22 protein-coding genes are annotated in these 22,800 nt (G+C 65.4%); 11 read left to right on the forward strand and 11 right to left on the reverse strand.

The window, feature by feature from the left end:
- Window positions 1-23: 23 nt before the first annotated feature.
- Complete coding sequence (cysS, locus tag BG61_RS08105) at window positions 24-1,421, reverse strand: cysteine--tRNA ligase (RefSeq protein WP_035938001.1); 1,398 nt, start codon at window positions 1,419-1,421, stop codon at window positions 24-26.
- 248 nt (window positions 1,422-1,669) lie between these two features.
- Between cysS and BG61_RS08110 the strand changes: the two genes are divergently transcribed.
- The 4 genes from BG61_RS08110 to BG61_RS08125 all read left to right on the forward strand — a co-directional run bounded on the left by BG61_RS08110 (window position 1,670) and on the right by BG61_RS08125 (window position 4,572).
- Window positions 1,670-2,548: a tetratricopeptide repeat protein gene (locus BG61_RS08110; protein WP_051672370.1), complete on the forward strand. Its 879-nt coding sequence runs from the start codon at window positions 1,670-1,672 to the stop codon at window positions 2,546-2,548.
- 72 nt (window positions 2,549-2,620) lie between these two features.
- A complete protein-coding gene (locus BG61_RS08115) occupies window positions 2,621-3,202 on the forward strand; it encodes a peptidylprolyl isomerase (protein WP_035937998.1) in 582 nt (193 codons plus the stop codon).
- Window positions 3,203-3,259: 57 nt separating this feature from the next.
- The gene (locus BG61_RS08120) at window positions 3,260-3,754 is read left to right on the forward strand and encodes a peptidylprolyl isomerase (RefSeq protein WP_035937996.1); all 495 of its coding nucleotides are present in this window, start codon (window positions 3,260-3,262) and stop codon (window positions 3,752-3,754) included.
- Window positions 3,754-4,572, forward strand: a complete 819-nt coding sequence (locus BG61_RS08125; RefSeq protein ID WP_035937994.1) for a UDP-2,3-diacylglucosamine diphosphatase — start codon at window positions 3,754-3,756, stop codon at window positions 4,570-4,572. The genes BG61_RS08120 and BG61_RS08125 overlap by 1 nt, the downstream gene beginning before the upstream one ends.
- Before the next feature lie 33 nt (window positions 4,573-4,605).
- On the opposite strand, the gene cysE is transcribed toward BG61_RS08125, so the two are convergent.
- Both cysE and BG61_RS08135 read right to left on the reverse strand, forming a co-directional pair.
- The gene (cysE, locus tag BG61_RS08130; protein ID WP_035937993.1) at window positions 4,606-5,391 is read right to left on the reverse strand and encodes a serine O-acetyltransferase; all 786 of its coding nucleotides are present in this window, start codon (window positions 5,389-5,391) and stop codon (window positions 4,606-4,608) included.
- 169 nt (window positions 5,392-5,560) lie between these two features.
- On the reverse strand, window positions 5,561-6,331 hold the full coding sequence (locus BG61_RS08135; RefSeq protein ID WP_035937991.1) for an RNA methyltransferase: 771 nt from the start codon (window positions 6,329-6,331) through the stop codon (window positions 5,561-5,563).
- 273 nt (window positions 6,332-6,604) lie between these two features.
- Here BG61_RS08135 and BG61_RS08140 point away from each other — a divergent pair, with 273 nt between their 5' ends.
- The 5 genes from BG61_RS08140 to BG61_RS08160 all read left to right on the forward strand — a co-directional run bounded on the left by BG61_RS08140 (window position 6,605) and on the right by BG61_RS08160 (window position 13,926).
- Window positions 6,605-7,408, forward strand: a complete 804-nt coding sequence (locus BG61_RS08140; protein ID WP_035937989.1) for an inositol monophosphatase family protein — start codon at window positions 6,605-6,607, stop codon at window positions 7,406-7,408.
- Window positions 7,409-7,700: 292 nt separating this feature from the next.
- Window positions 7,701-8,999, forward strand: coding sequence for a lysophospholipid transporter LplT (gene lplT, locus BG61_RS08145; RefSeq protein ID WP_035937988.1), 1,299 nt, complete (start codon window positions 7,701-7,703; stop codon window positions 8,997-8,999).
- A 210-nt stretch (window positions 9,000-9,209) separates the two neighbouring features.
- On the forward strand, window positions 9,210-9,578 hold the full coding sequence (locus BG61_RS08150) for an ElaB/YgaM/YqjD family protein (RefSeq protein WP_035937986.1): 369 nt from the start codon (window positions 9,210-9,212) through the stop codon (window positions 9,576-9,578).
- Window positions 9,579-9,854: 276 nt separating this feature from the next.
- Window positions 9,855-12,542, forward strand: coding sequence for a DNA mismatch repair protein MutS (gene mutS, locus BG61_RS08155; protein WP_035937984.1), 2,688 nt, complete (start codon window positions 9,855-9,857; stop codon window positions 12,540-12,542).
- Window positions 12,529-13,926, forward strand: a complete 1,398-nt coding sequence (locus BG61_RS08160; RefSeq protein ID WP_051672372.1) for a hypothetical protein — start codon at window positions 12,529-12,531, stop codon at window positions 13,924-13,926. Before mutS ends, BG61_RS08160 begins: the two co-directional genes overlap by 14 nt.
- 48 nt (window positions 13,927-13,974) lie before the next feature.
- On the opposite strand, the gene BG61_RS08165 is transcribed toward BG61_RS08160, so the two are convergent.
- Window positions 13,975-14,526, reverse strand: coding sequence for an FKBP-type peptidyl-prolyl cis-trans isomerase (locus tag BG61_RS08165; RefSeq protein ID WP_035937982.1), 552 nt, complete (start codon window positions 14,524-14,526; stop codon window positions 13,975-13,977).
- 33 nt (window positions 14,527-14,559) lie between these two features.
- Between BG61_RS08165 and BG61_RS08170 the strand changes: the two genes are divergently transcribed.
- Window positions 14,560-15,768, forward strand: coding sequence for a cupin domain-containing protein (locus BG61_RS08170; protein ID WP_051672373.1), 1,209 nt, complete (start codon window positions 14,560-14,562; stop codon window positions 15,766-15,768).
- Between the two features lie 232 nt (window positions 15,769-16,000).
- Complete coding sequence (locus tag BG61_RS43890; protein ID WP_075584131.1) at window positions 16,001-16,258, forward strand: hypothetical protein; 258 nt, start codon at window positions 16,001-16,003, stop codon at window positions 16,256-16,258.
- 141 nt (window positions 16,259-16,399) lie between these two features.
- Here BG61_RS43890 and BG61_RS08175 read toward each other — a convergent pair whose 3' ends face one another.
- From BG61_RS08175 to BG61_RS08205, 7 genes are all read right to left on the reverse strand, one after another.
- Window positions 16,400-17,173 carry an MBL fold metallo-hydrolase gene (locus BG61_RS08175; RefSeq protein ID WP_035937981.1) on the reverse strand — a complete coding sequence of 258 codons (774 nt, stop codon included), beginning with the start codon at window positions 17,171-17,173 and terminating at the stop codon, window positions 16,400-16,402.
- A gap of 8 nt (window positions 17,174-17,181) precedes the next feature.
- Window positions 17,182-18,324 carry an outer membrane protein assembly factor BamC gene (gene bamC, locus BG61_RS08180; RefSeq protein ID WP_035937979.1) on the reverse strand — a complete coding sequence of 381 codons (1,143 nt, stop codon included), beginning with the start codon at window positions 18,322-18,324 and terminating at the stop codon, window positions 17,182-17,184.
- Between the two features lie 148 nt (window positions 18,325-18,472).
- The gene (dapA, locus tag BG61_RS08185; RefSeq protein ID WP_035937978.1) at window positions 18,473-19,378 is read right to left on the reverse strand and encodes a 4-hydroxy-tetrahydrodipicolinate synthase; all 906 of its coding nucleotides are present in this window, start codon (window positions 19,376-19,378) and stop codon (window positions 18,473-18,475) included.
- A 42-nt stretch (window positions 19,379-19,420) separates the two neighbouring features.
- Entirely contained in the window at window positions 19,421-20,005 is a 585-nt protein-coding gene (locus BG61_RS08190) for a class I SAM-dependent methyltransferase (protein WP_035937976.1), read from the reverse strand.
- A complete protein-coding gene (locus tag BG61_RS08195) occupies window positions 20,005-21,207 on the reverse strand; it encodes a tryptophan--tRNA ligase (RefSeq protein ID WP_035937975.1) in 1,203 nt (400 codons plus the stop codon). The genes BG61_RS08190 and BG61_RS08195 overlap by 1 nt, the downstream gene beginning before the upstream one ends.
- 4 nt (window positions 21,208-21,211) lie before the next feature.
- Window positions 21,212-21,877 carry a site-2 protease family protein gene (locus tag BG61_RS08200; protein WP_035937973.1) on the reverse strand — a complete coding sequence of 222 codons (666 nt, stop codon included), beginning with the start codon at window positions 21,875-21,877 and terminating at the stop codon, window positions 21,212-21,214.
- A 225-nt stretch (window positions 21,878-22,102) separates the two neighbouring features.
- Window positions 22,103-22,732: an L-threonylcarbamoyladenylate synthase gene (locus tag BG61_RS08205; protein WP_035937971.1), complete on the reverse strand. Its 630-nt coding sequence runs from the start codon at window positions 22,730-22,732 to the stop codon at window positions 22,103-22,105.
- Window positions 22,733-22,800: the final 68 nt, after the last annotated feature.

The following is a 22,800-nucleotide window of genomic DNA, read 5'->3' on the forward strand; positions in this document are numbered from 1 at the left end:
TTAGAGGGTTTGAAGGGCGGCATTCATACGCGGCGCCATTCGGTCGACCCACCCGGTTTGTCTTCGAGCGCAATACCGGCTTCGAGCAACTCGGCGCGAATCCGGTCCGCTTCGGCATAGTTCTTCGCCTGCTTCGCCGCGGCGCGAGCAGCGATCTTCTCTTCGATCTCGGCGCCCGTCATGCCGCCCGCATCGCCCGTGCCCGCCGCCTGCTGAAGGAACGCGCGCGGCTCGCGCCCGAGCAGCCCGAGCACGGCGGCCAGCCCCTTCAACTGCCGGGCAAGCGCGGCGTCGCGCGTGCGGTTCACTTCGCTTGCGAGATCGAACAGCACCGACACGGCGACCGGCGTGTTGAAGTCGTCGTTCATCGCCACATGGAAACGCTGCGCGTTTGCTTCGTTCCAGTCAAGCGGCTGATTGTCCGGCTGGACATCCTTGAGCGCCGTGTATAGGCGCGTCAGGGCGCCGCGGGCGTCGTCGATATGCACGTCGCTGTAGTTGAGCGGCGACCGGTAGTGCGCCCGCGCGATGAAGAAGCGCACGACTTCCGCGTCGAACCGCGCGAGGACTTCACGGATCGTGAAGAAGTTGCCGAGCGATTTCGACATCTTCTCGTTGTCGATCTGCACGTAGCCGTTGTGCATCCAGTAGTTCACGAACGGCTTGCCGGTCGCGCCCTCGCTCTGTGCGATCTCGTTCTCGTGGTGCGGGAATTGCAGATCCTGCCCGCCTCCGTGGATGTCGAACTGATCGCCGAGCAGCGTGCAGCCCATCGCCGAACATTCGATGTGCCAGCCCGGGCGGCCGCGCCCGAAGCGCGAGTCCCAGCCGGTGTCGGCGGGTTCGTCGGGCTTCGCCTGCTTCCACAGCACGAAGTCGAGCGGATCTTCCTTCGCATCATTGGCCGCGACCCGCTCGCCCGCGCGCAGGTCCTCCAGCGACTTGCCCGAGAGCTTGCCGTAGCCCGCGAACTTGCGCACCGCGTAGTTCACGTCGCCGTCCTTCGCCTGATACGCGTAGCCGTTCGCCTCGAGCATGTCGATCATGCCGAGCATCTGCGGAATGAAGTCGGTCGCGCGCGGTTCGAGATCGGGACGCGCCACGCCGAGCGCATCCGCGTCCTCGTGCATGGCCTGCGTGAAGCGCCCGGTGAGCGCCTTGATCGGCTCGCCGTTCTCGACGGCGCGGCGAATGATCTTGTCGTCGATGTCGGTAATGTTGCGCACGTAGGTCACCTTGTACCCGAGCGTGCGCAGCCACCGCTGCACGATGTCGAACACGACCATCACGCGCGCATGTCCGATGTGACAGTAGTCGTACACCGTCATTCCACAGACGTACATGCGCACCTCGCCTGCGCGAAGCGGCACGAAAGATTGCTTGTCACGCGCGAGCGTGTTGTAGATGCGCAGTGAATTCATAGAAGACGGTGCGTGGGTCGGAAAACATCCGTGTCTTTGTGTCGCTGAATCACGTGTTAGCAGAAACGGTGCGAAGACCCAAGATACGCTTTGCAACGAGGGAAGATGAACCCTGAAACAAAGTGCCGCGGATCAGGCGCGCCGCCCTCGCAAAAACACGAGGGTCACGCTGCGAGCAAGACGGAGACGACCACGAGTGGCGTAAAGACAGTCTGGCGTTCGACGGAACGTGCAGACCTTTTGTTAGAATGGGTCGGAGTATAACATCCAGACTTGAGCCTATGAAACCTTCAAGCGGCCGCGCCACGGGCGTTGCCAACCGAGCCGGAACACGTGCTGCAGGCGGTGTCGCCACGCGTGTGGCGAGCATCGTCGCAAGCGCTTTCGCCACTGCAAGTTTCGGTCTCGCCGCAAGCTTTCTGGCTGTCGCCCCCGCCCATGCGCAGGTGTCCACGGCGACCGCCGACGGCACGCCGCAGATCGACGCCGCGATCGCGCAGAAGGACTGGACGAGCGCGCTCGCACAACTGGATGCGCGGCTTGCGACCAATCCGCGCGACGTGCAGGCGAAGTTCAAGCGCGCAACGGTGCTTGCGCGCCTGAACCGCGACAAAGAGGCGATCGCCGCTTTCACCGAGCTCACTCAGGCTTATCCGGAACTCCCCGAGCCGTACAACAACCTCGCCGCGCTCTACGCGAAAGAGGGCCGCTACGAAGATGCGCGCGTCGCGCTCGAAATGGCCACGAAGGCGAACCCGGGCTACGCGCTCGCCTACGACAATCTCGGCGACCTGTACCTGCGCCTTGCCGGCGAATCGTACAAGCGCGCGCAATCGCTCGGTTCGACGAGCCCGCTCACGCGCCAGCGCGTCGCGGACATCCAGAAGATCATCACGCCACCGCCGAAGAAGCGTGCGGCGCCCACCGGCGCATCCGCCGCGGCTGCGGCGTCCGCGGCGTCCGCGCCGGCGGGGAATGCACAGAACGCACCGTCGTCCGACGAATGGGCGCCGGCCCAGGAGGGAACGCAGTCGCCGAGCGACATGCAGGTGCCTGGCTCGCCCTTCGGCGGCCCGACCGGCCCCATGCCGACTTCGCCCTACATCGCGCCGAACTCGCGCCCCTGACCTACGCCTGCCTCTCGCCCTATCCGGAACGTGGCCGAACCGTTGTATCCCTAACCAGAGGATCGATTCTTCATGAAATTGCTGATGTTGGCGCTCGGCAGCGCCGCGCTGATCGCACATGCCCCTGCGTTCGCTCAAGCCGCGCCGCAGGCCGCGCACCCGAGCGTGCTTTTCAAGACCTCGCAAGGCGACATCCGCGTCGAGCTCTATCCGGAGAAGGCGCCGAAGACGGTCGCGAACTTCCTCGACTACGTGAAGTCAGGCCAGTACACGGGCACGATCTTTCATCGCGTGATCCCGGGCTTCATGATCCAGGGCGGCGGCTACAACACGAGCTTCGCGGAGAAGCCCACCCGGGCGCCGATTCAGCTCGAGAGCCGCAATGGCCTGAAGAACAGCGCCGGCACGATCGCGATGGCGCGCACGAGCGACCCGAACTCGGCCACCGCGCAGTTTTTCATCAACACGGTCGATAATGCGGGTCTCGACTATCCGAACCCGGACGGCAATGGCTACGCCGTCTTCGGCAAGGTCACGGCGGGCATGGACGTCGTGAAGAAGATCGAAGGAACGCCCACCACCACGCGCGGCCCGATGGCCGACGTGCCGCAGAAGCCGGTCGTCATCGAATCGGCGACGGTGGTGTCGAAGTAAGCTGGCGCCCGGGCGCGCGTCACGCACCAATCAACCAAAGTCGGAGAGAAATTCATCATGGTCGAACTGCACACGAACCACGGCATCATCAAGATCGAACTGGATGCCGAGAAGGCGCCGAAGTCGGTCGAAAACTTTCTTAACTACGTGAAGAAGGGTCATTACGACAACACGGTGTTCCATCGCGTGATCGACGGCTTCATGATCCAGGGCGGCGGTTTCGAGCCGGGCATGAAGCAGAAGTCGACCGACGCGGCGATCGTCAACGAGGCGAACAACGGCCTGAAGAACGAGAAGGGCACCCTCGCGATGGCGCGCACGAACGATCCGCATTCGGCCACCGCGCAGTTCTTCATCAACGTGAACGACAACGACTTCCTGAACCACTCGTCGCCGACGCCGCAGGGCTGGGGCTACGCCGTGTTCGGCCGCGTGGTGGACGGACTCGACGTGGTCGAGAAGATCAAGAAGGTGAAGACGGGCTCGAAGGGCTTTCACCAGGACGTGCCGGTCGACGACGTGGTGATCGAGAAGGCCGTCGTCGTCGAGTAATGACGGACGCCACGCATCTCGATGCGCAAACAGCGGGGACTGCGTCGAACACGCGCCCGCTGTTTTTTATTGCGGACCTGCATTTGAGCGACGCGATCCCGCACACGGTCGCCGCTTTCGAACACTTCATCGGCGTGACGGCGAACGACGCCGACTCGGTCTTCATCCTCGGCGACCTGTTCGAGTTCTGGGTCGGCGACGATGTGCTCGACGAAGCGGTCGATCACGAACGTGCGCGCTTCGCGCGGCGCATGACGAAGCTGATGCACACGCTCTCCGAGCGCGGCATCGCGCTCTACGTGATGCACGGCAACCGCGATTTTCTGCTCGGCCGCCGCTTCATGAAGGAAGCAGGCGCGCTGCCGCTGCCCGATCCGTTCGTGATGACCGCGTTCGGCACGCGCATCGTGGTCGCCCACGGCGACGCGCTCTGCACCGCCGACCCCGCCTATCAGCGCTTTCGGCGCTTCTCGCGCAACCCGCTCGCGCAGCGGCTCTTCCTGAGCCTGCCGCTGAAGGTGCGGCTTTCCATCGCGGAAAAGATGCGCTCGAAGAGCGAGCACGCGCGCACGCTGCCGATATCGGTGTCAGTGCCGGCAGCGGCGAAATACGACGTGACGCCGGAGGCCGTCGCGCGATTGTTCGCGTCGAGCGGCACCCACACGATGATCCACGGACACACGCACCGGCCCGCGCGGCATCGCGAACCCGGCGGCACGCGCTGGGTGATGCCCGACTGGGAACTCGATCACGGCGAGCCGCGCGGCGGCTATCTGCGCATCGACGCCGACGGCATCAGGGCATTGCCGCTCGCCTGAAGCCGCGCCTCAGCAGCGGCCAACCGCCAACGGCTAGCGGCGCGCCGCCTCCCCTTCCATCGCCGCCGACAGACGCTTGAGGTCGAGGAGCGCTGCGCCGTCGATGCCGTTGAGCGCCTCCACGCGCGTGCCGAGTTTCTCCAGCGCCGCGACGATTTCGTCGATGCGCTGCGTCTCTCGCGACGCGTGGTCGATCAGGCCGTGGATCGCGAGCGAGACGGGATCGTCGGCATTGGGTGTGATGCCGTATGCGCAGAAGCCCGTGCGCTCGGGCGCGCGGGACGCGGTGGTGGAGCGCGTCGTCGCCGGCATGACCACGCGCGCGGGGTTGCCCACTGCCGTGCCGCCCGCCGGCACCGGCTTGACCACGACCGCGTTCGAGCCGATCTTCGCCTCCGCCCCGACCGTAAAGGCGCCGAGCACCTTCGCGCCCGCCCCGACGATCACGCCGCGCTCGAGCGTCGGGTGACGCTTCGCGCCGCGCGTGAGCGACGTGCCGCCGAGCGTCACGCCCTGATAGATCGTGCAGTCGTCGCCGATTTCCGCCGTCTCGCCGATCACGACGCCCATGCCGTGGTCGATGAACACGCGCCGCCCGACGGTCGCGCCCGGATGGATCTCGATGCCCGTCAGGAAGCGCGAAAGCTGCGAGACGAACCGCGCGAGCCAGCGCCACTGGGCGCGCCAGCAGGCGTGAGCGAAACGATGCAGCGCGATCGCATGGAATCCCGGGTAGCACGTGAGCACTTCCCAGGCGCTGCGGGCGGCAGGGTCGCGCTCACGGATGGCGGCGATGTCTTCGCGGAATCGTTTGAACATGTCGATGCGCTCTGTCAGTGGGAACGAAGCGTGGCGCCGCCCCGGCCATTAGCACGGAACGCGCAATGCTTATATCGGTTCGGACCGATTTTCGCCGATTGTATGACGCTCCCGCGCCGTCTGCTCGATGCCCTTGCTGGCAGAACGGTCGATCCGCGTGAAGCGCGCCCTACGGCTTCTTCACGCGCAGCAAAATGTGCTTCGCGATGCCGCGCAGGATGTTCACCTCTTCGCGTTCCAGCCCGGAACGCGCAAAAAGCCGCCGCACGCGCGACATCAGCTTCTTCGGATTCTCCGGGTCGAGGAACTCGAGCGCGACGAGCGCGCTCTCCAGATGCGCGTACATCCCTTCGATCTCGTCGCTCGACGCGCTCAGCTCCGTTCCCCCGACCGCGGCGAGTCCCGCGGGGGCCGTCTGGAAAGCCAGCCTGAGCTCGTAGGCAAGCACCTGCACCGCCTGCGCCAGGTTCAGCGAGCTGTACGCCGGATTGGCCGGGATGTGCGCGAGCGCGCTGCAGCGCTCGACATCCGCATTCGACAGCCCGGTGCGCTCGTTGCCGAACACGAACGCGATGTCGCCGCGACGCACGAACTCGCGCGCCCGCTCGGCGGCGCCGCGCGGCGGTAGTTGCGGCGGGCCGTACTCGCGCAGGCGCGCCGTGAGCGCGACCGACCAGTGGACGCCCGTCAGCGCGTGCGCGAGCGTATCGACGACATGCGCCGACGCCAGCACGTCGTCGGCGCCGCTCGCCATCGCGATCGCCTCGGGCTGGTTCTTGACGTCGGGAACGCGCGGCGCGACGAGCACGAGCCGCGCGAAGCCCATCGTCTTGAGCGCGCGGGCCGCGGCGCCGACGTTGCCGGGATGGCTCGGCTCGACGAGCACGAAGCGCGTCGACGTGAAGCCGCCGCTCAGATTGGGGGAATCGAGTGAGTTCAAGACGTGAGGGCCGGTTCGGAGAAAAGGGATAACCCGTTATGGTAGCGCCTCCCGCGCCCGCGTCCCGCGCATGCATGCACGGGCGCAATCGGAACCGTCCGAAGTCGGGCGCGGGACGCCCGACTTCGGGTAAAATACCGCCTTCGTGCGCCGCGAACGGCTTTTAGTGTTTCGTCGGGCGCCCCGCTCTTCTCCAATTCGTCTTTCGCCGACATTGTCGTTGTCGCCAACTTTCCGGCTCTCGTCACGAGCGCCGGCCAGAGGATTTCGCTCATGCACCCGATGCTCAATATCGCTGTCAAGGCCGCCCGCCGCGCCGGACAGATCATCAACCGCGCGTCGCTCGATCTGGACCGCATCCAGGTCAGCAAGAAGCAGCACAACGACTTCGTGACGGAAGTCGACAAGGCGTCCGAAGCCGCGATCATCGAGACGCTCACCACCGCCTACCCCGATCACTCGATCCTCGCCGAAGAATCCGGCACGCACGAACGCGAATCCGAGTTCCAGTGGATCATCGATCCGCTCGACGGCACGACCAACTTCATCCACGGCTTCCAGTATTACTGCGTGTCGATCGCGCTCGCGCACAAGGGCATCGTCACGCAGGCCGTGGTCTACGATCCGACGCGCAACGATCTCTTCACCGCATCGCGCGGCCGCGGCGCGTATCTGAACGAGCGGCGCATCCGCGTCGGCAAGCTCGACCGCCTGTCCGACGCGCTGATCGGAACGGGCTTTCCGTTTCGCGACGGCTCGGGCCTCGACGCCTACACCCGCCTCTTTTCCGAGATGACGCTCTCGTGCGCCGGACTGCGCCGCCCGGGCGCGGCGGCGCTCGATCTCGCCAACGTGGCGGCGGGCCGCCTCGACGGCTTCTTCGAACAGGGCATCCATGCGTGGGACGTCGCCGCGGGCAGCCTCATCATCACCGAGGCGGGCGGGCTCGTCGGCAACTACACCGGCGAATCGGACTTCCTGCATCAGGGCGAGATCGTCGCGGGCAATCCGAAGGTCTATGCGCAAATGATCAAGATCCTCGATCCGTACACGCGCACGCGCGAGAGCGCCGCGTAACGCACGAGCCCGCGCACCGGTCGACAAGGCGGCTTCGGCCGCCTTTTGCTTTTCGGCGGTGCGCTCTTGCCGCGCTCTTGCAACCGCTCTCGCAACATTACGCCGCACATCGGCCGCATGATGCCGCGCACCGGACGCGTTTCCGGTGGCGCTTGCCTTGCCGCCTGCGCGAGCACCGGCCTCTGCACGTAAATCCCGCCTCCGCTACAGTGCACTTTTTGCCGTCCGCCCGGCGCGCGCACCGTCACGCGCGCCGCCTTCCCGACGCCTTGCGCCGCACGCCCCCTGTTCCATGAAAAAAGGCTTCTACACGATCATCGCCGCGCAATTCGTCTCGTCGCTTGCCGACAACGCGCTCCTGATCGCCGCGATCGCCATGCTTACGGTGATGCAGTCGGCATCGTGGATCACGCCGCTCCTGCAGATCTTCTTCACGATTTCCTACGTGCTGCTCGCGCCCTTTGTCGGCGCATTCGCCGATGCGCTGCAAAAGCGCCACGTCATGTTCATCTCGAATGCGCTCAAGGCGGCCGGCTGCGCGATGATGATCGCCGGCGTGCATCCGATGATCGCCTATGGCGTGGTCGGCCTCGGCGCCGCCGCGTATTCGCCGGCGAAGTACGGCATCCTGACCGAGCTCCTGCCGCCCGAGAAGCTGATCCCCGCGAATGCGTGGCTCGAATCGGCGACCGTCGGCTCGACGATCCTCGGCACCGTGATCGGCGGCGCGCTCGTAAGCCAGTATGTGGACCACTGGGTATCGGGCGCGCACGTTCCGCTCGTTCGCACCGCGGCCGACGCCGCGATGTTCGCCGTCATGCTCATCTACGCGGCGGCGGCCGTGATCAACGTCGGCATCCCGGATACGGGCGCGCGCTATCCGAACCGGCTCGCCGAGCCGACGAAGCTCGTCGGCGACTTCTCGCACTGCTTCAGGGTGCTGTGGTCCGACCGGCTCGCGCAGATCGCGCTGTGGGTCACGACGCTCCTGTGGGGCGCGGCCGTCACGCTGCAACTGCTCGTGCTGAAGTGGGCGGATGCGAACCTCGGCCTCTCGCTCTCGAAGGCGGCGGTCCTGCAGGGGGTCACGGGCCTTGGCATCGCGCTTGGCGCCGCTGCCGCCGCCGCATGGATTCCGCTGCGGCAGTCACTGAAGGTGCTGCCGGTCGGCGTCGTGACAGGGGCGGTCGCCATCGCGATGGCCTTCTACAACAAGGACCTCTTTCCCGCCGGCGCCGGCGTGCACGTGGGCGCGCTGTTCGCGCCGGCCTACATTGTGATGGCGTATCCGCTGATGATCCTGCTTGGCAGCCTGTCGGGATTCTTCATCGTGCCGATGAACGCGATTCTCCAGCACCGGGGCGCAACGCTCCTTTCGGCGGGCTCCTCCATTGCCGTGCAGAACTTCAACCAGAACCTCGCCGTGCTCGGGATGCTCGGCTCGTACGCAGTTCTTTTGACGATTAACGTGCCGGTGCAATGGATCATCGTGATTTTCGGGCTCTTCGTCTGCCTGATGATGTGGCTCGCGATGCGCCGGCACACCCGAAACGAACGCAAGGTCGATTTGCGCGGGCTCGTCGAGGAATGAACCTTGCTCAACGGGTGTACTCTCGGCCTGTCGGGTCGTATCCGCAAAAGCGGGAACGATGAGACAGGGTCGAAGTCGTAAATCGGAAACGTCAGCGAAACGCTGGTTAAACGTTAAGCGAGGGCGCCTCGTCGGCAGTCTGACGGCATCCGTGCCCGAAATGACCGAACGAGCGCGAATTTCTTTTTCGGCACGTCAAAGGAGCAGCAAATGGGATTGTTCACACGTTCGACGCTCGACAGCAAGATCAATGGTGCCGCCGACCTCGGCGCGCGGGCCGCGCGCGGCGCGGGCGAAGCGGTCGATACGGCCAGCAGCCAGTTGCGCAGCCTTCTGGACGAACTGGACAGCTCGATTCGCGACGCCAAGGATGTCGATGCGGACAAGCTTCGCAAGGATCTGCAGGCGAAGCTGAAATCCGTGCGCTCGCAGATGGACGGCGCCGGCTCGGCGATCTCGGGCCGGCTCGGCGACGCCGCGGGCTACGCGGATGAATTCGTGCACGACAAGCCGTGGCACACGCTCGGCGCGGTGGCGGGCCTCGCCCTCCTCGTCGGGTATCTCGCCGGTCGCGCCTAGCGCCGGTTGTCCTGCGCTTCGTCAATTTGCACGAAGTCGATAGTCAGGCAAACGCCGGGGCCTCCTCCGGCGTTTGCCTTTTCAAGGGTTTTTTCGCGCGCCTGACGGCATCCGCTTCACGGCACGCTCGCTTTTCCAGGCGTTCGCGCCGTTCTCCCTTACATCACGTTGGCCATCCGGCCGGGCGGCGCGTGCCGCGCGCGCCGGGTTACACTCTTGCCCTGTATGGTCGGCTCGGTTTCGCGAGCCGGCCCTCCCGCACCGAACGCACGCACGATGGGCAATCAGACAGCAATCCCCGCATCCACCACCGCCGACGCCACCGATCTGTCGCGCCACACGCCAATGATGCAGCAGTATCTGCGCATCAAGGCGGAGCATCCCGGCACGCTCGTTTTCTACCGGATGGGCGATTTCTACGAGCTCTTTTTCGAGGACGCCGAAAAGGCCGCGCGCCTGCTCGATCTGACGCTCACGCAGCGTGGCGCTTCGGGCGGCAACCCCATCAGGATGGCGGGCGTGCCACATCACGCGTGCGAGCAATATCTCGCGAAGCTCGTGAAGCTGGGCGAATCGGTGGCGATCTGCGAGCAGATCGGCGATCCGGCGACGTCGAAGGGCCCCGTGGAGCGCAAGGTCGTGCGCGTCGTCACGCCCGGCACGCTCACCGACGCCGCCCTCCTCTCCGACAAGAACGACGTCTATCTGCTCGCGCTGTGTCCGTCGCACAACCGGCGCGGCGTCGTGACGAGCGTCGGCCTCGCGTGGCTCAATCTCGCGAGCGGCGCGCTGCGCCTCGCGGAAGTGACACCCGAGGAAGTGGGCGCGGCGCTCGAGCGCATCCGCCCGGCCGAGACGCTGATCGCGGATTCGATCGCCGACACGGGCGCGTCGTTTGGCGTACCGGGCATCGGCGCGACGACGCGCGTGCCCGCCTGGCACTTCGATGTCGTCTCGGGCAATCAGCGGCTTTGCGAGCAGCTCGACGTCGCGAGCCTCGACGGCTTCGGCGCGCATTCGCTCACCTGCGCGTGCGGCGCGGCGGGCGCGCTGCTGCTCTACGCCGCCGCGACGCAAGGCCAGCAACTGCGGCACGTGCGCAGCCTCAAGGTGGAGTACGAGTCGGAATACATCGGGCTCGATCCCGCCACGCGGCGCAATCTCGAACTCACCGAAACGCTGCGCGGCACGGAATCGCCGACGCTCTGCTCGCTGCTCGACACCTGCTGCACGACGATGGGCAGCCGGCTCCTGCGTCACTGGCTGCATCATGCGCCGCGTGATTCGTCGATCGCGCGGGGCCGCCAGCAGGCGATCGGCGCGCTGCTCGACGCGCCGCCGGGCGCGAGCCTCGATGCGCTGCGCAGTTCGCTGCGGCAAATCGCCGACGTCGAGCGCATCACGGGGCGGCTCGCGCTGCTCTCGGCGCGGCCGCGCGATCTGTCGAGCCTGCGCGACACGTTCTCCGCGCTGCCCGTACTGCGCGAGCAACTGGGCGCGGTACGCACGAACGCCACCGCTTTGGAACGCATCGACGCCGCGCTCGAGCCGCCGCCTGCGTGTCTCGAACTGCTCGCCGCGGCCATCGCGCCGGAGCCCGCCGCGCTGATCCGCGACGGCGGCGTGATCGCGCGCGGCTACGACACCGACCTCGACGAGCTTCGGGACATCTCGGAAAACTGCGACCAGTTCCTGATCGACCTGGAGACGCGCGAACGCGCGCGCACGGGCATCGGCAACCTGCGGGTCGAGTACAACAAGGTGCACGGCTTCTATATCGAAGTGACGCGCGGCCAGACCGACAAGGTGCCCGACGACTACCGCCGCCGCCAGACGCTGAAGAACGCCGAGCGCTACATCACGCCTGAGCTGAAGACGTTCGAGGACAAGGCGCTCTCCGCACAGGAACGGGCGCTCGCCCGCGAGCGCGCGCTCTACGACGCGCTGCTGCAGAGCCTCCTACCGTTCATCGCGGATTGCCAGCGCGTCGCCGGCGCGCTGGCTGAACTCGACCTGCTCGGCGCGTTCGCCGAGCGCGCCCGCGCGCTCGACTGGGTCGCGCCGGAGTTCGCCGCGGACGCCGGCATCGACATCGAACAGGGACGGCATCCGGTCGTCGAGGCGCAGGTCGAGCAGTTCATCGCCAACGACTGCTGCCTGAGCCAGGAGCGCAAGCTCCTGCTCATCACCGGCCCGAACATGGGCGGTAAATCCACGTTCATGCGCCAGACCGCGCTGATCGCGCTGATGGCCTACATCGGCAGCTATGTGCCCGCGAAGCGCGCACGCTTCGGCGCGCTCGATCGCATCTTCACGCGCATCGGCGCCGCGGACGATCTCGCCGGCGGCCGCTCGACCTTCATGGTCGAGATGACCGAGGCGGCGGCGATCCTGAACGACGCGAGCGCGTCCAGCCTCGTGCTGATGGACGAGATCGGCCGCGGCACCTCGACCTTCGACGGCCTCGCGCTCGCCTGGGCCATCGCGCGGCATCTGCTGTCGCACAACCACTGCTACACGCTGTTCGCGACGCATTATTTCGAGCTGACGCAGTTGCCGAACGAGTTCGCGCATGCGGCGAACGTGCATCTCTCGGCGGTCGAGCACGATCACGGCATCGTCTTCCTGCATGCCGTGAACGAGGGCCCGGCGAACCAGAGCTACGGGCTGCAGGTCGCGCAACTGGCAGGCGTACCGTCGGCGGTCATTCGCGCCGCGCGCAAGCACCTCGTGCATCTGGAGCAGCAGTCGATCGGGCAGCCGTCGCCGCAGTTCGATCTGTTCGCGGTGGCACCGTTTGTCGAAGACGCGCCGGATCGCGAGGAGGCGCCCGCCGCCGCGGACCATCCGGTGCTCGACAAGTTGCGCGCACTCGATCCGAACGATCTGCGTCCGCGCGATGCGCTCGACCTGCTTTACGAATTGCATGAACTGGCGACGCTTGCGCCGGATGCGTCGCGTTGAAGCGGCTTCGTCCGCCCGCTCGCCGCGCGTGCATCGCGCGGCGGTGTGTGCCGTGCTCGCCGTGCTGCTCTGCGGCGCGCTCGTGCGGCAGCAGGCCGAAGCCGGGCCGGGCGGTGCGGATGGTGCGGGCAGCGAGGGCACCCCGCTAGGCTTCGCCCTCATCGCCGATGCGCTGACCCGCCCCGCCGACGAGGCGTCCGTGCGGCAACTCCTCGATGCGATCGCGCGCGAGCGCGACATGTCGTTCATTGTCTACGACGGCAACATCAAAGGCCCGACCGAACCGTGCCGCGACAACGTCTACGAGTCGCGGCACGACCTGCTCGACGCGTCGCGCACCCCGCTCATCCTGTTGCCCGGCCAGCACGACTGGGCCGACTGCGCGCTCGCGCAGGCAGGCGGCTACGATCCCGTGGAGCGGCTCGACTTCGTGCGGCAACTCTTCTTCGGCGATGCGACCTCGCTCGGACAGACACCGCTTTCGCTCGCGAGAGAAAGCGAGGTTGCGCGCTTTCGGCCGTTCCGGGAAAACGTGCGCTGGCAGGCGAACGGCATCGCGTTCATCGGACTGAATGCGCCGAGCCCGAACAACCACTATCTGACGGCGGGCGGGCGCAACGGCGAATTCGAGGACCGGTCGGTCGCGAGCACGTTCTGGCTCGAGCACGCGGCGGAATCGGCGCGGCGCGCGGAGCTGCGCGCGCTCGTCGTGATCATTCAGGGAGACCCGGACTTCTCGCGCTATGAGCGTCGCGACCGGTTCTCGTGGCTGCGGTTCTCGCACGGCAACCAGGGACGCGACGGATTTCTCGAATTCAAGCGCAGTCTCGTGAAGGCCGCGGAATTGTTTCGCGGTCCTGTCATCGTCATTCACGGATCTGAAACGGCGCTGCCGAACGGCTTTCGCATCGACCAGCCGCTGCACAACGACAAGGGCGCGGTCGTGGCGAATCTCACGCGCATTGCGATGGCGCTGCACAAGCCACAGGCGCAATGGCTCGAGGTCGAGACGGACTTCGGCTGGCGGCCGCCGTTTCGCGTGCGGGTACGCGACGTCGCCTTGCGCGAGGGCAGCGCGGCCGCGCCCGCCGAAGCGTCCCCCGCGCTCCCCGCCGAACCTCCCTCTGAAGCAAGCGCGCCGAATCCCGCGCCCCATTTCCAGCCGTGGCAGAGCCAGCCTCGCAACGACCTGCCGGCGTCGCTGCCCGTCGCGCCCCGACTGCCCCCGCCTACGCCGCCGACATCGCCATCGCAGCCGTCGCTGCCGCCGATCCTGAGCCCGCCGCAAGCCTTGCCGCCGATCCTGCCGACGCCCGCCTCAGGCGTGCCGAATGGCGCGTATGGCACGTATCGCGCGAACCCGTCGGAGGGCGGCGGCGAATAAAAAGGGCGCACCGCGGTGCGCCCTCTTCCTTTATTCGATCCAGCCCGGTCAATGCAGCGTCGGACCCGACTGCTTGCCCGTTTCGTCTTCCGCGTCGTCTTCGTCTTCGTCGAGCACTTCGAGGCCCTCGGCGCCGTGCGCGTGCTGATGCTCGATTTCGTCGTCGGTGGCCGTGCGCACTTCCTGCACCGACAGCGCGAAGCGCAGCGCCATGCCAGCGAGCGGATGATTTCCATCGAGCACGACCTTGTCCTCGGCGACGTCGGTGACCGTGTAGATCAGCGAGTCGGCGTCGTCTTCGCCGTCTTCGGGCGTGCCTTCGAACTGCATGCCGACTTCGAGCGGCTCGGGAAAGCGGCTGCGCGCCTCGACCTTCACGAGTTCCGGATCGTATTCGCCGAACGCGTCCTGCGGTTCGAGCTGAATCTGCGTCTGGTAGCCGGCCTCGTGGCCGTCGAGCGCTTCCTCGATCTTGGGGAACGTGCCATCATAGCCGCCGTGCAGATAGACCATCGGCTCGTCGCTTTCCTCGATCAGATTGCCCTGCGCATCCGAGAGCTTGTAAGCGACTGATACGACTGTGTCTTTTGCGATTTTCATTGGATTCTCCAAGATACAAGCCTCAATTATACGATGCCAACGCGGCCCCTTGATGCAACCGCCGGCCCGTTCGCGGCGCCGCTCCCCGACGAAATCACCCCCCTGCTGGGCAATCGCACGCCGGCGCAGTTCATGCGCCGCTACTGGCAGAAAAAGCCGCTTTTGATCCGTCAGGCCATCCCCGATATCCAGGCGCCGCTTACGCGCGGCGAACTGTTCGAACTCGCCGATCTCGACGACGTCGAGTCGCGTCTCATCACCCATTTTCGCAGTAGTTGGAACCTCGAACACGGTCCGTTTGCGCCCGACGAGCTGCCATCTCTGAAAAAGCGCGAATGGACCCTGCTCGTGCAAGGCGTGAACCTGCATCACGACCGCGCGCATGCGCTGATGAACCGTTTTCGCTTCATCCCGGATGCCCGACTCGACGACCTGATGATCTCCTACGCGACCGACGGCGGCGGTGTCGGCGCGCATTTCGACTCTTACGACGTGTTCCTGCTCCAGGTCCACGGCAAGCGCCGCTGGCGCATCGGTGCGCAGCGTGATCTCTCGCTAAAACCGGGACTTCCGTTGAAAGTTTTACAGCATTTCGAGCCCGAGGAGGAATGGGTACTGGAGCCGGGCGACATGCTGTATCTGCCGCCCCACATCGCGCACGACGGTGTCGCCGTCGGCGAATGCATGACGTGTTCGATCGGCTTTCGCGCGCCGTCCACGCACGAGCTGACCGGCCAGTTTCTCTACCATCTGGCGGAGCGCTCGGGGCAGTCCGCATCCGCCGACGCGCACTATCGCGACCCCAAGCAGGTGCCTGTCGGTCATCCGGCGCAGCTTCCGCCGTTGCTTGTCGAGCGGGTTGGCGCGATCCTTGCAAACGTGAACTGGGACGAAAACGACGTCGCCGCGTTTCTCGGCAGCTATTTGAGCGAACCAAAGGCGAATGTCGTGTTCGATCCGCCCGCTCGGCCGATGAATGAGCAAAAGTTTGTTGAACGTGTAAAGAAAACGGGTGTAAGGCTGGATCGAAAGTCGATTTTGCTTTACGACAAGCGTTCTTATTTCCTCAATGGCGAAGCTGAAAAACTGTCGGCGAAAGCGAGAAAATGGCTGCCGGAATTGGCCGATACAAGGCGTCTGGAGGCGAAACGCTTTGTAACACTTACAGACGATTCGACAATGACAGTGCTGCTGCACGAGTGGTATTGTGCGGGCTGGATTCAGGTCGACGCTTACGCCTGACGTAAAGCCCGTCTTGGCGTTCCGCTATGTGAAAGTTTGTATGAGAAAGACAACGTATTGGCCCCGCATTTATCGACGGTCGATACGAAAGTGCATATAATTTCCGCCCAAGCCGTAGGAAGTCTCACACCAAAATAATCGTGAGTCTCCACAGCGGCCCAGGTCGGTGTTGGAGCACACATTACCGGTACTTTGCGCTGTTGCTTACCTTTAACCATAAAAGGACGTGATCATGAAGAAATCTCTCCTCGTAGCATCCCTGTTGGCTGCTGTTGCTCTTGCTGCATGCAACAAGTCTAGCGAAACGGCTGCTCCGAGCGCTGCAAGCGATACTTCGGCTGCTTCGGCACCCGCTGCTGCTGCTTCGGACGCAACCGCTGCAGCATCGAGCGCAACGGCTGCTGCTAGCGACGCTGGCGCCGCTGCAAGCGACGCTGCTGCCGCTGCTTCGGGCGCGATGGCTGCTCCGGCATCGGGCGCGAGCCAGTAAGGCTTGCCCGGGCCTCCTGGCGAGGCCTGAAAAAAGAAAACCGGCCTTCGGGCCGGTTTTTCTTTGTCTGCGTCTTTTGTGTATTACGTACTTTTGTGTCTTACATGTTGGACACCTGACGACGGCATGCAACCGGCCGGTTCATAGCGCAAGCCAGTCGAAACCGTCGTCCTGGGTCGCCACGACTACATCCGCCTGTGAAGCCCCCAGCACGGCCGAAAGCGCCGCCTGCGCGAGGTGCGGCAGGTTGTTCTGCTGGCTCAGATGCGCCGCCACGAGATGACGCAGCTTCGAGCGGTCGAGCGACGCAAGGATCCCGGCGGCGGCATCGTTGTTCAGATGCCCTTGCATACCGCCGATGCGCGCCTTCAGCGACGCAGGATAACGGCTTTGCGCAAGCATCTGCAGGTCGTGATTGGATTCGAGCACGAGGCCATCGCAGCCCGAGAGAACGCTCGTGATATGCGGCGTCGACACGCCGACGTCGGTCAGCACGCCGAGACGGCAGGCGCCGTCGGAGAAGACGTATTGCAGCGGTTCGCGGGCATCGTGCGGGACCGTGTAAGGCAGCACGCTCAGGTTGCCGATGGCGAGGCTCTCGTCGCCCCACACCACCCGCAAATCGACGGGCGCCTCGTCCGCGCCGATCGCGCGCGCGGTGCCCCAGCTCATGTGCAATGGAATCGACCACTTGCGGCCAAGCGTCAGCGCGCTGCCGATATGGTCCGAGTGCTCGTGCGTGATCAGGATCGCATCGATGTCGTCGATGCGAAGCCCCAGCCGGCCGAGCCGGCGCTCCACTTCCTTCGCGGAAAAACCGCAGTCGAGCAGCACGCGGGTGGTTGTCGTGCCGCTCGTCGCCTCGACGAGCAATGCGTTCCCTTCACTGCCGCTGCCGAGACTGGCAAACCTCACGGCCGCGCCTAGTTCAATTGCGCGTGCAGCAGCGACACGATGCGCTGCGCATCCGACGAGTTGTCCAGTTGACCGTTCGCATCGACCACCGCGACCTGCGTCACCGAGTCCGCCTTCGGCCGCACGTTGACCAGGAACTGACGTGTCGGCTTCGGCGAACTGCTGGAGAACAGCTTGCCGAAGAGACCGTCCTTCTTCATCTCCTGCATCGAATCCGAGTAGTGCACGTAATAGATGCCCTTCTCGCGATCGCGGTTGTCGACCGTGAAGTTCGTGCGATCGAGCGCGAGGCCCACGCGCAGCCAGGCGCGATCGAACGGCTCGGAGATATCGAGCGTCGACGACCCGCCCGTCTGCTCAACCGCGACCTTCACGCCCGCCGGGCGCGCATCCGTGACGAGCTGCTTCGCCTGCGCCTCGGTCAGGCCGAACTTCTGCATGATCTTGACCAGGAACGCCGCTTCGAGCGCCGGGTTGCGCGGCCGCGATTCCCAGCGCGAACCGGTCTTGTCCTGCCCGGTCAGCACTTCCTCCATCGCGCTGTGCGTGACGGAGATGTCGGTCGAGCCGTCCGGCGCGCGCTCGACCTGCGTGCGGAACATGTCGCGCGTGCCCGACGAATACGCGAAATCGATCAGCTTGCCGACGCTCTTGCGGAACCAGTCATCCGGAATGTTCGCGCGGTTCTCGGCCCAGTCGGTCGTCATGATGCCGGTCTGCGGCGCATCCGTTTTCAGCGTGAAGCCGCTCTCTTCCCAGAACTCCTTGAGCGGGCCCCACAGCTGATCGGGCGTGCGGCCGTCGACGACGAGCCAGCGGCGATCGCCGTCGTTCTCGACGTGCATGCCGTACGGGTCCTGCGCAGTCGGCACGCCGAGGGTCGCATTGCCCGCCGGCGTAAGCGCGCGCTCGGCGCCGCCGCCGAGCGAGTTGACCTTCGGCGGCGCGGCGTAGCGCTGGCTGATGTCGGCGGTGGAGAGATCGGACGGCACCGTGAGCGAGGGCGCGGTTTCAGCGGCCTTGTAGTTGACACGATCGGGCGCGAGCCAGTCGTTCAGCGTGTCGCAACCCGACAGCGCGACGACCGAGGCAAGGCCAAGCGACAACACGCTCAGGCGCGTGGCGTGAGTGGAAAGTGCGGAACGTTTCATGGGGTCCTTCGTGATGCTGAAAGCGCGTTGCCTGGAGTCGATGCCGGGAACGAGGTCGATGAACGACGGTTGATGACGGGCGACTGAGTGATCTTCTCGGCTGGCGGCGGCATGCTCTTGTTCGTATGTCGCGTGCCGCCGCGAGCCATCAGCCGAGGAGCCCCGTTTCGCGCAACGCATCGCGCACGATGTCGTGATAACGCGCGTCGAGCGGCGTGAGCGGCAGGCGAATGCCGCCTTCCATGCGGCCCATTTCGGCAAGCGCCCACTTCGCCGGAATCGGATTGGACTCGCAAAAAAGCTGCTTGTGCAGCGAGAGCAGGCTCAGGTGAATTCGGCGCGCCGTGATCGCGTCGCCCTCGAGCGCCGCGCGGCACAGCTGGCTCATGGCCTTCGGCGCGACGTTCGCCGTCACCGAGATGTTGCCGTGGCCGCCGAGCAGCATCAGCGCGATCGCCGTCGGGTCGTCGCCGCTGAAGATCGAGAAGCTTGACGGCGCGTGCTTGATCAGGTGCGCGGCGCGGTCGATGTTGCCCGTCGCCTCCTTCACGCCGATGATGCCCGGCACGCTCGCGAGGCGCAGGATCGTTTCGTTGCTCATGTCGGCAACGGTGCGGCCCGGCACGTTGTACAGGATCACCGGCAGATCCACCGATTCCGCGATCTTCGCGAAATGGCGGTACATGCCTTCCTGCGTCGGCTTGTTGTAATACGGGACGACCTGAAGCGTCGCGTCGGCGCCGACCTTCTTCGCCGCCTTCGAGAGCTCGATCGCCTCAGCCGTGGAGTTGCCGCCCGCGCCCGCGATGACCGGGAACCGCCCGGCCGTGTGCTCGACCGCGGTCTGGACCATCAACACGTGTTCTTCGACCGAAAGCGTGGCCGACTCGCCGCTCGTGCCGACCACGACGAGCCCGTTCGTGCCCTGCTCGACGTGCCAGTCGATCAGTTTTCGAAACGCCGGCAGATCGAGACTACCGTCCTCGTGCATCGGTGTGACGATGGCAGGAATGCTGCCGCGGATCTGGATGCCGCCGTGTGTTCCGTTTGTCATGAAACGCTATGAATTTAATCGGTAAACCGCGATTGTAGCGGATTAGCCAGCCAAATCGTAACGGGGCGGGATCGACACGTTGTTACGAATGGTGAGGCCCGTTGAAGGAAGGTCCGGCTCGCGGACCGCGCAGATGCGCTGCACGTAGGATGCACGCGGATCGCTCGTGAAGCCATCCTGATAAGCGATGATCCGCAGCGGCGGCCGCAGCGCGTCGATCAGCTCGCCCGGTTTCAGCAGGAACGCTGGATTCGACGGCTTGCCGACGCTTTCGTTGCCTGCCGCGAAGGTCTCGTAGAGCAGCACGCCGCCGGGCGCGAGCGCATCGACGAGATGCGGAAAAAGCGGCCGGTGAAGGTAGTTCGTCACGACGACCGCAGCGAACCTGTCACCGGCTTTCAGCGGCCACGGCGCGTTTTCGAGATCGGCTGAAAGCGTTGTAATGCGCTCGGCGCCGGCCAGCGAGGCGAGCGCCTCCGCGTCCCGGTCGACGGCGAGCACCGCGTGCCCGCGCGAGGCGAACCACCGCGCGTGCCGGCCGCGGCCCGCCGCGACGTCGAGCACCGTTGCGCCCGGCTCGACGAGGTGCGACCACTGCCGCACCCAGGCGCTCGCGATGTCCGCCATCAGTTGTACGAAAGCCCCATCGCCTCGCGCACTTCGCGCATGGTTTCGGTCGCGAACTTGCGCGCCTTGTCGCAGCCGTCCGCGACGATCGCGCGCAAGAGCGACGGATCGTCCATGTACTTCTGCGCGCGCTCGAGCATCGGCTGCTGCTCGCGCAGGATGCCGTCGATCACCGGCTGCTTGCATTCGAGACAGCCGATCCCCGCGCTGCGGCAGCCCTTCTGCACCCATTCGTGCGTGGTTTCGTCGGTGTAGGCGAGATGCAGCTGCCACACCGGGCACTTGTCCGGGTCGCCCGGATCGGTGCGGCGCACGCGCGCCGGGTCGGTCGGCATCGTGCGGACCTTTTTCGCGATCGTCTCGGCGTCTTCGCGCAGGCCGATTGTGTTGCCGTAGGACTTCGACATTTTCTGGCCGTCGAGCCCCGGCATGCGCGACTCGGCGGTGAGCAGCACCTGCGGCTCGACCAGGATGATCTTGCGCGCGCCTTCGAGGTAGCCGAAGAGACGCTCGCGATCGCTCATCGACAGGCTCTGCGACTCCTGCAGCATCGCGCGGGCCTGTTCGAGCGCTTCGTCGTCGCCTTCCTGCTGATACGCGACACGCAGCTCGTGATACAGCTTCGCCCGCTTGCCGCCGAGCTTCTTCGCGGCTTCGAGCGCCTTTTCCTCGAAGTCCGCCTCGCGGCCGTACAGGTAGTTGAAGCGGCGCGCGATCTCGCGCGTCATCTCGACGTGCGGCACCTGGTCCTCGCCGACCGGCACGAGCGACGCGCGGTAGAGCAGGATGTCGGCCGCCATCAGCACCGGATAGCCGAGAAAGCCATAGGTGGAGAGGTCCTTTTCCTTCAGCTTCTCGATCTGCTCCTTGTAGGTCGGCACGCGTTCGAGCCAGCCGAGCGGCGTGCCCATGCCGAGCAGGAGCGACAGTTCCGCGTGCTCCGGGACCCGGCTCTGGATGAACAGCGTGGCCTGCGCCGGATCGATGCCGGATGCGAGCCAGTCGATCAGCACTTCCCAGACGTTCTTCTCGATCACTTCCGGCGTTTCGTAGTGCGTCGTGAGCGCGTGCCAGTCGACGACGGCGAAGAAGCACGGATATTCGGACTGCAGCCGCACCCAGTTTTTCAGCACGCCGTGATAGTGGCCGAGATGCAGCGACCCGGTGGGCCTCATGCCGGAGAAGATACGGTCAGGGAACATGGTTTTATAGAAAGAACGAAGCAAAGGGATTCAGGATCGCCGACACGGCGGCATAGCCGACATTCACGAGCGGTCCGAGCCAGTAGCGCGTCAGCACGCCGGTCACGACGAGCGCCATCACGATGAAAAAGCCGTACGGCTCGAGGCGTTGCAGCGCGATCGACGCGCGCACGGGCAAAAGCGCGGCGAGCACGCGCCCGCCGTCGAGCGGCGGCAGCGGAAAGAGGTTCAGCACGCCGAGCACGAGATTCACGCCGACGCCGGCCGCGGCCATTCGCGTGAAAAACGCCTCTTCGACGTGAAAGCCCGCGAGCAGCACGGCGATCACGCCCCAGATGATTGCCTGCACGAAGTTGCTGCCCGGGCCGGCAGCGGCCACCCAGAGGCTTCCCCAGCGCGGATTGCGCAGATTGCCGAACGCGACCGGCACCGGCTTCGCGTAGCCGAACATGAAGGCGCCGCTCGTCACGAAATAGAGCACGATCGGAATCAGGATCGTGCCGATCGGGTCGATGTGACGCATGGGATTGAGTGAGACGCGGCCGAGGACATAGGCCGTATTGTCGCCGAGCATGCGGGCGGCGTACCCGTGTGCGGCCTCGTGCAGCGTGATCGCGAAGATCACCGGAAGCGCGTAGACCGCGATTGTCTGTATCAGGGAAGAATCCATAGCTCGCTATTGTATCAAGCGTATCAGGCGGTTCAGGCGCCACTCATGGCGGTGGAAGTCACGGTTGCGCGGGGCGAGCGTGGGTGGTTCGCCGGTTCGGCGAATGAGGTGAAACATAAGGATGAACGAAGATGATGCCTCCGGTTGAGAAAATTCGCCCGACTTTATGTCCTGGTTTTATTTCCCTGCTTCATTTATGTCCGTGCTTCGCTTTGCTTTCCATTCTCAGGCGGTGAGCCCGAACGGCTCCAGGCTGCCGCGGCCCGGGCGCACCAGCACGGGCTCGGAGCCCGTCAGGTCGATCACCGTCGAGGGCTCCGCTGCGCACGCGCCCGCGTCGATCACGAGATCGATCTGCTTTTCCAGCCGGCCGCGGATTTCCTCGGCGTCGTTGAGCGGTTCGGTGTCGGGCGGCAGAATCAGCGTCGAGCCGAGGAGGGGCTGGCCGAGCGCCTCGAGCAGCGCGAGCGTGATGGCGTGATCGGGCACGCGCAGGCCGATCGTCTTGCGCGACGGATGCGACAGGCGCCGCGGCACCTCCTTCGTCGCCTGCAGGACGAACACATAGGGGCCGGGCGTCACCGATTTGATCTGCCGGTACTGGCGGTTGTCGACCATCGCGAAAATGGCGAGCTGCGACAGATCGCGCACGACGAGCGACAGCAGTTGCTTCTCGTCGAGTCCGCGGATGCGGCGGATGCGCTCGACGGCGTCCTTGTCGTCGAGATGGCACGCGAGGGCATAGCTCGAATCGGTCGGCATCGCGATGACGCCGCCGTCGTTGATGATCTGCACCGCCTGGTTGATGAGGCGCGGCTGCGGATTATCCGGATGAATGCGGAAAAATTGGGACATGGCGGAACGCTTTTCTTGATATCGCTTGGGCCGGGACGCGGCGGTGCTTCCGTCTGCGCAGCGCTCGC

The organism is Caballeronia glathei (assembly GCF_000698595.1).
Classification (GTDB): domain Bacteria; phylum Pseudomonadota; class Gammaproteobacteria; order Burkholderiales; family Burkholderiaceae; genus Caballeronia; species Caballeronia glathei.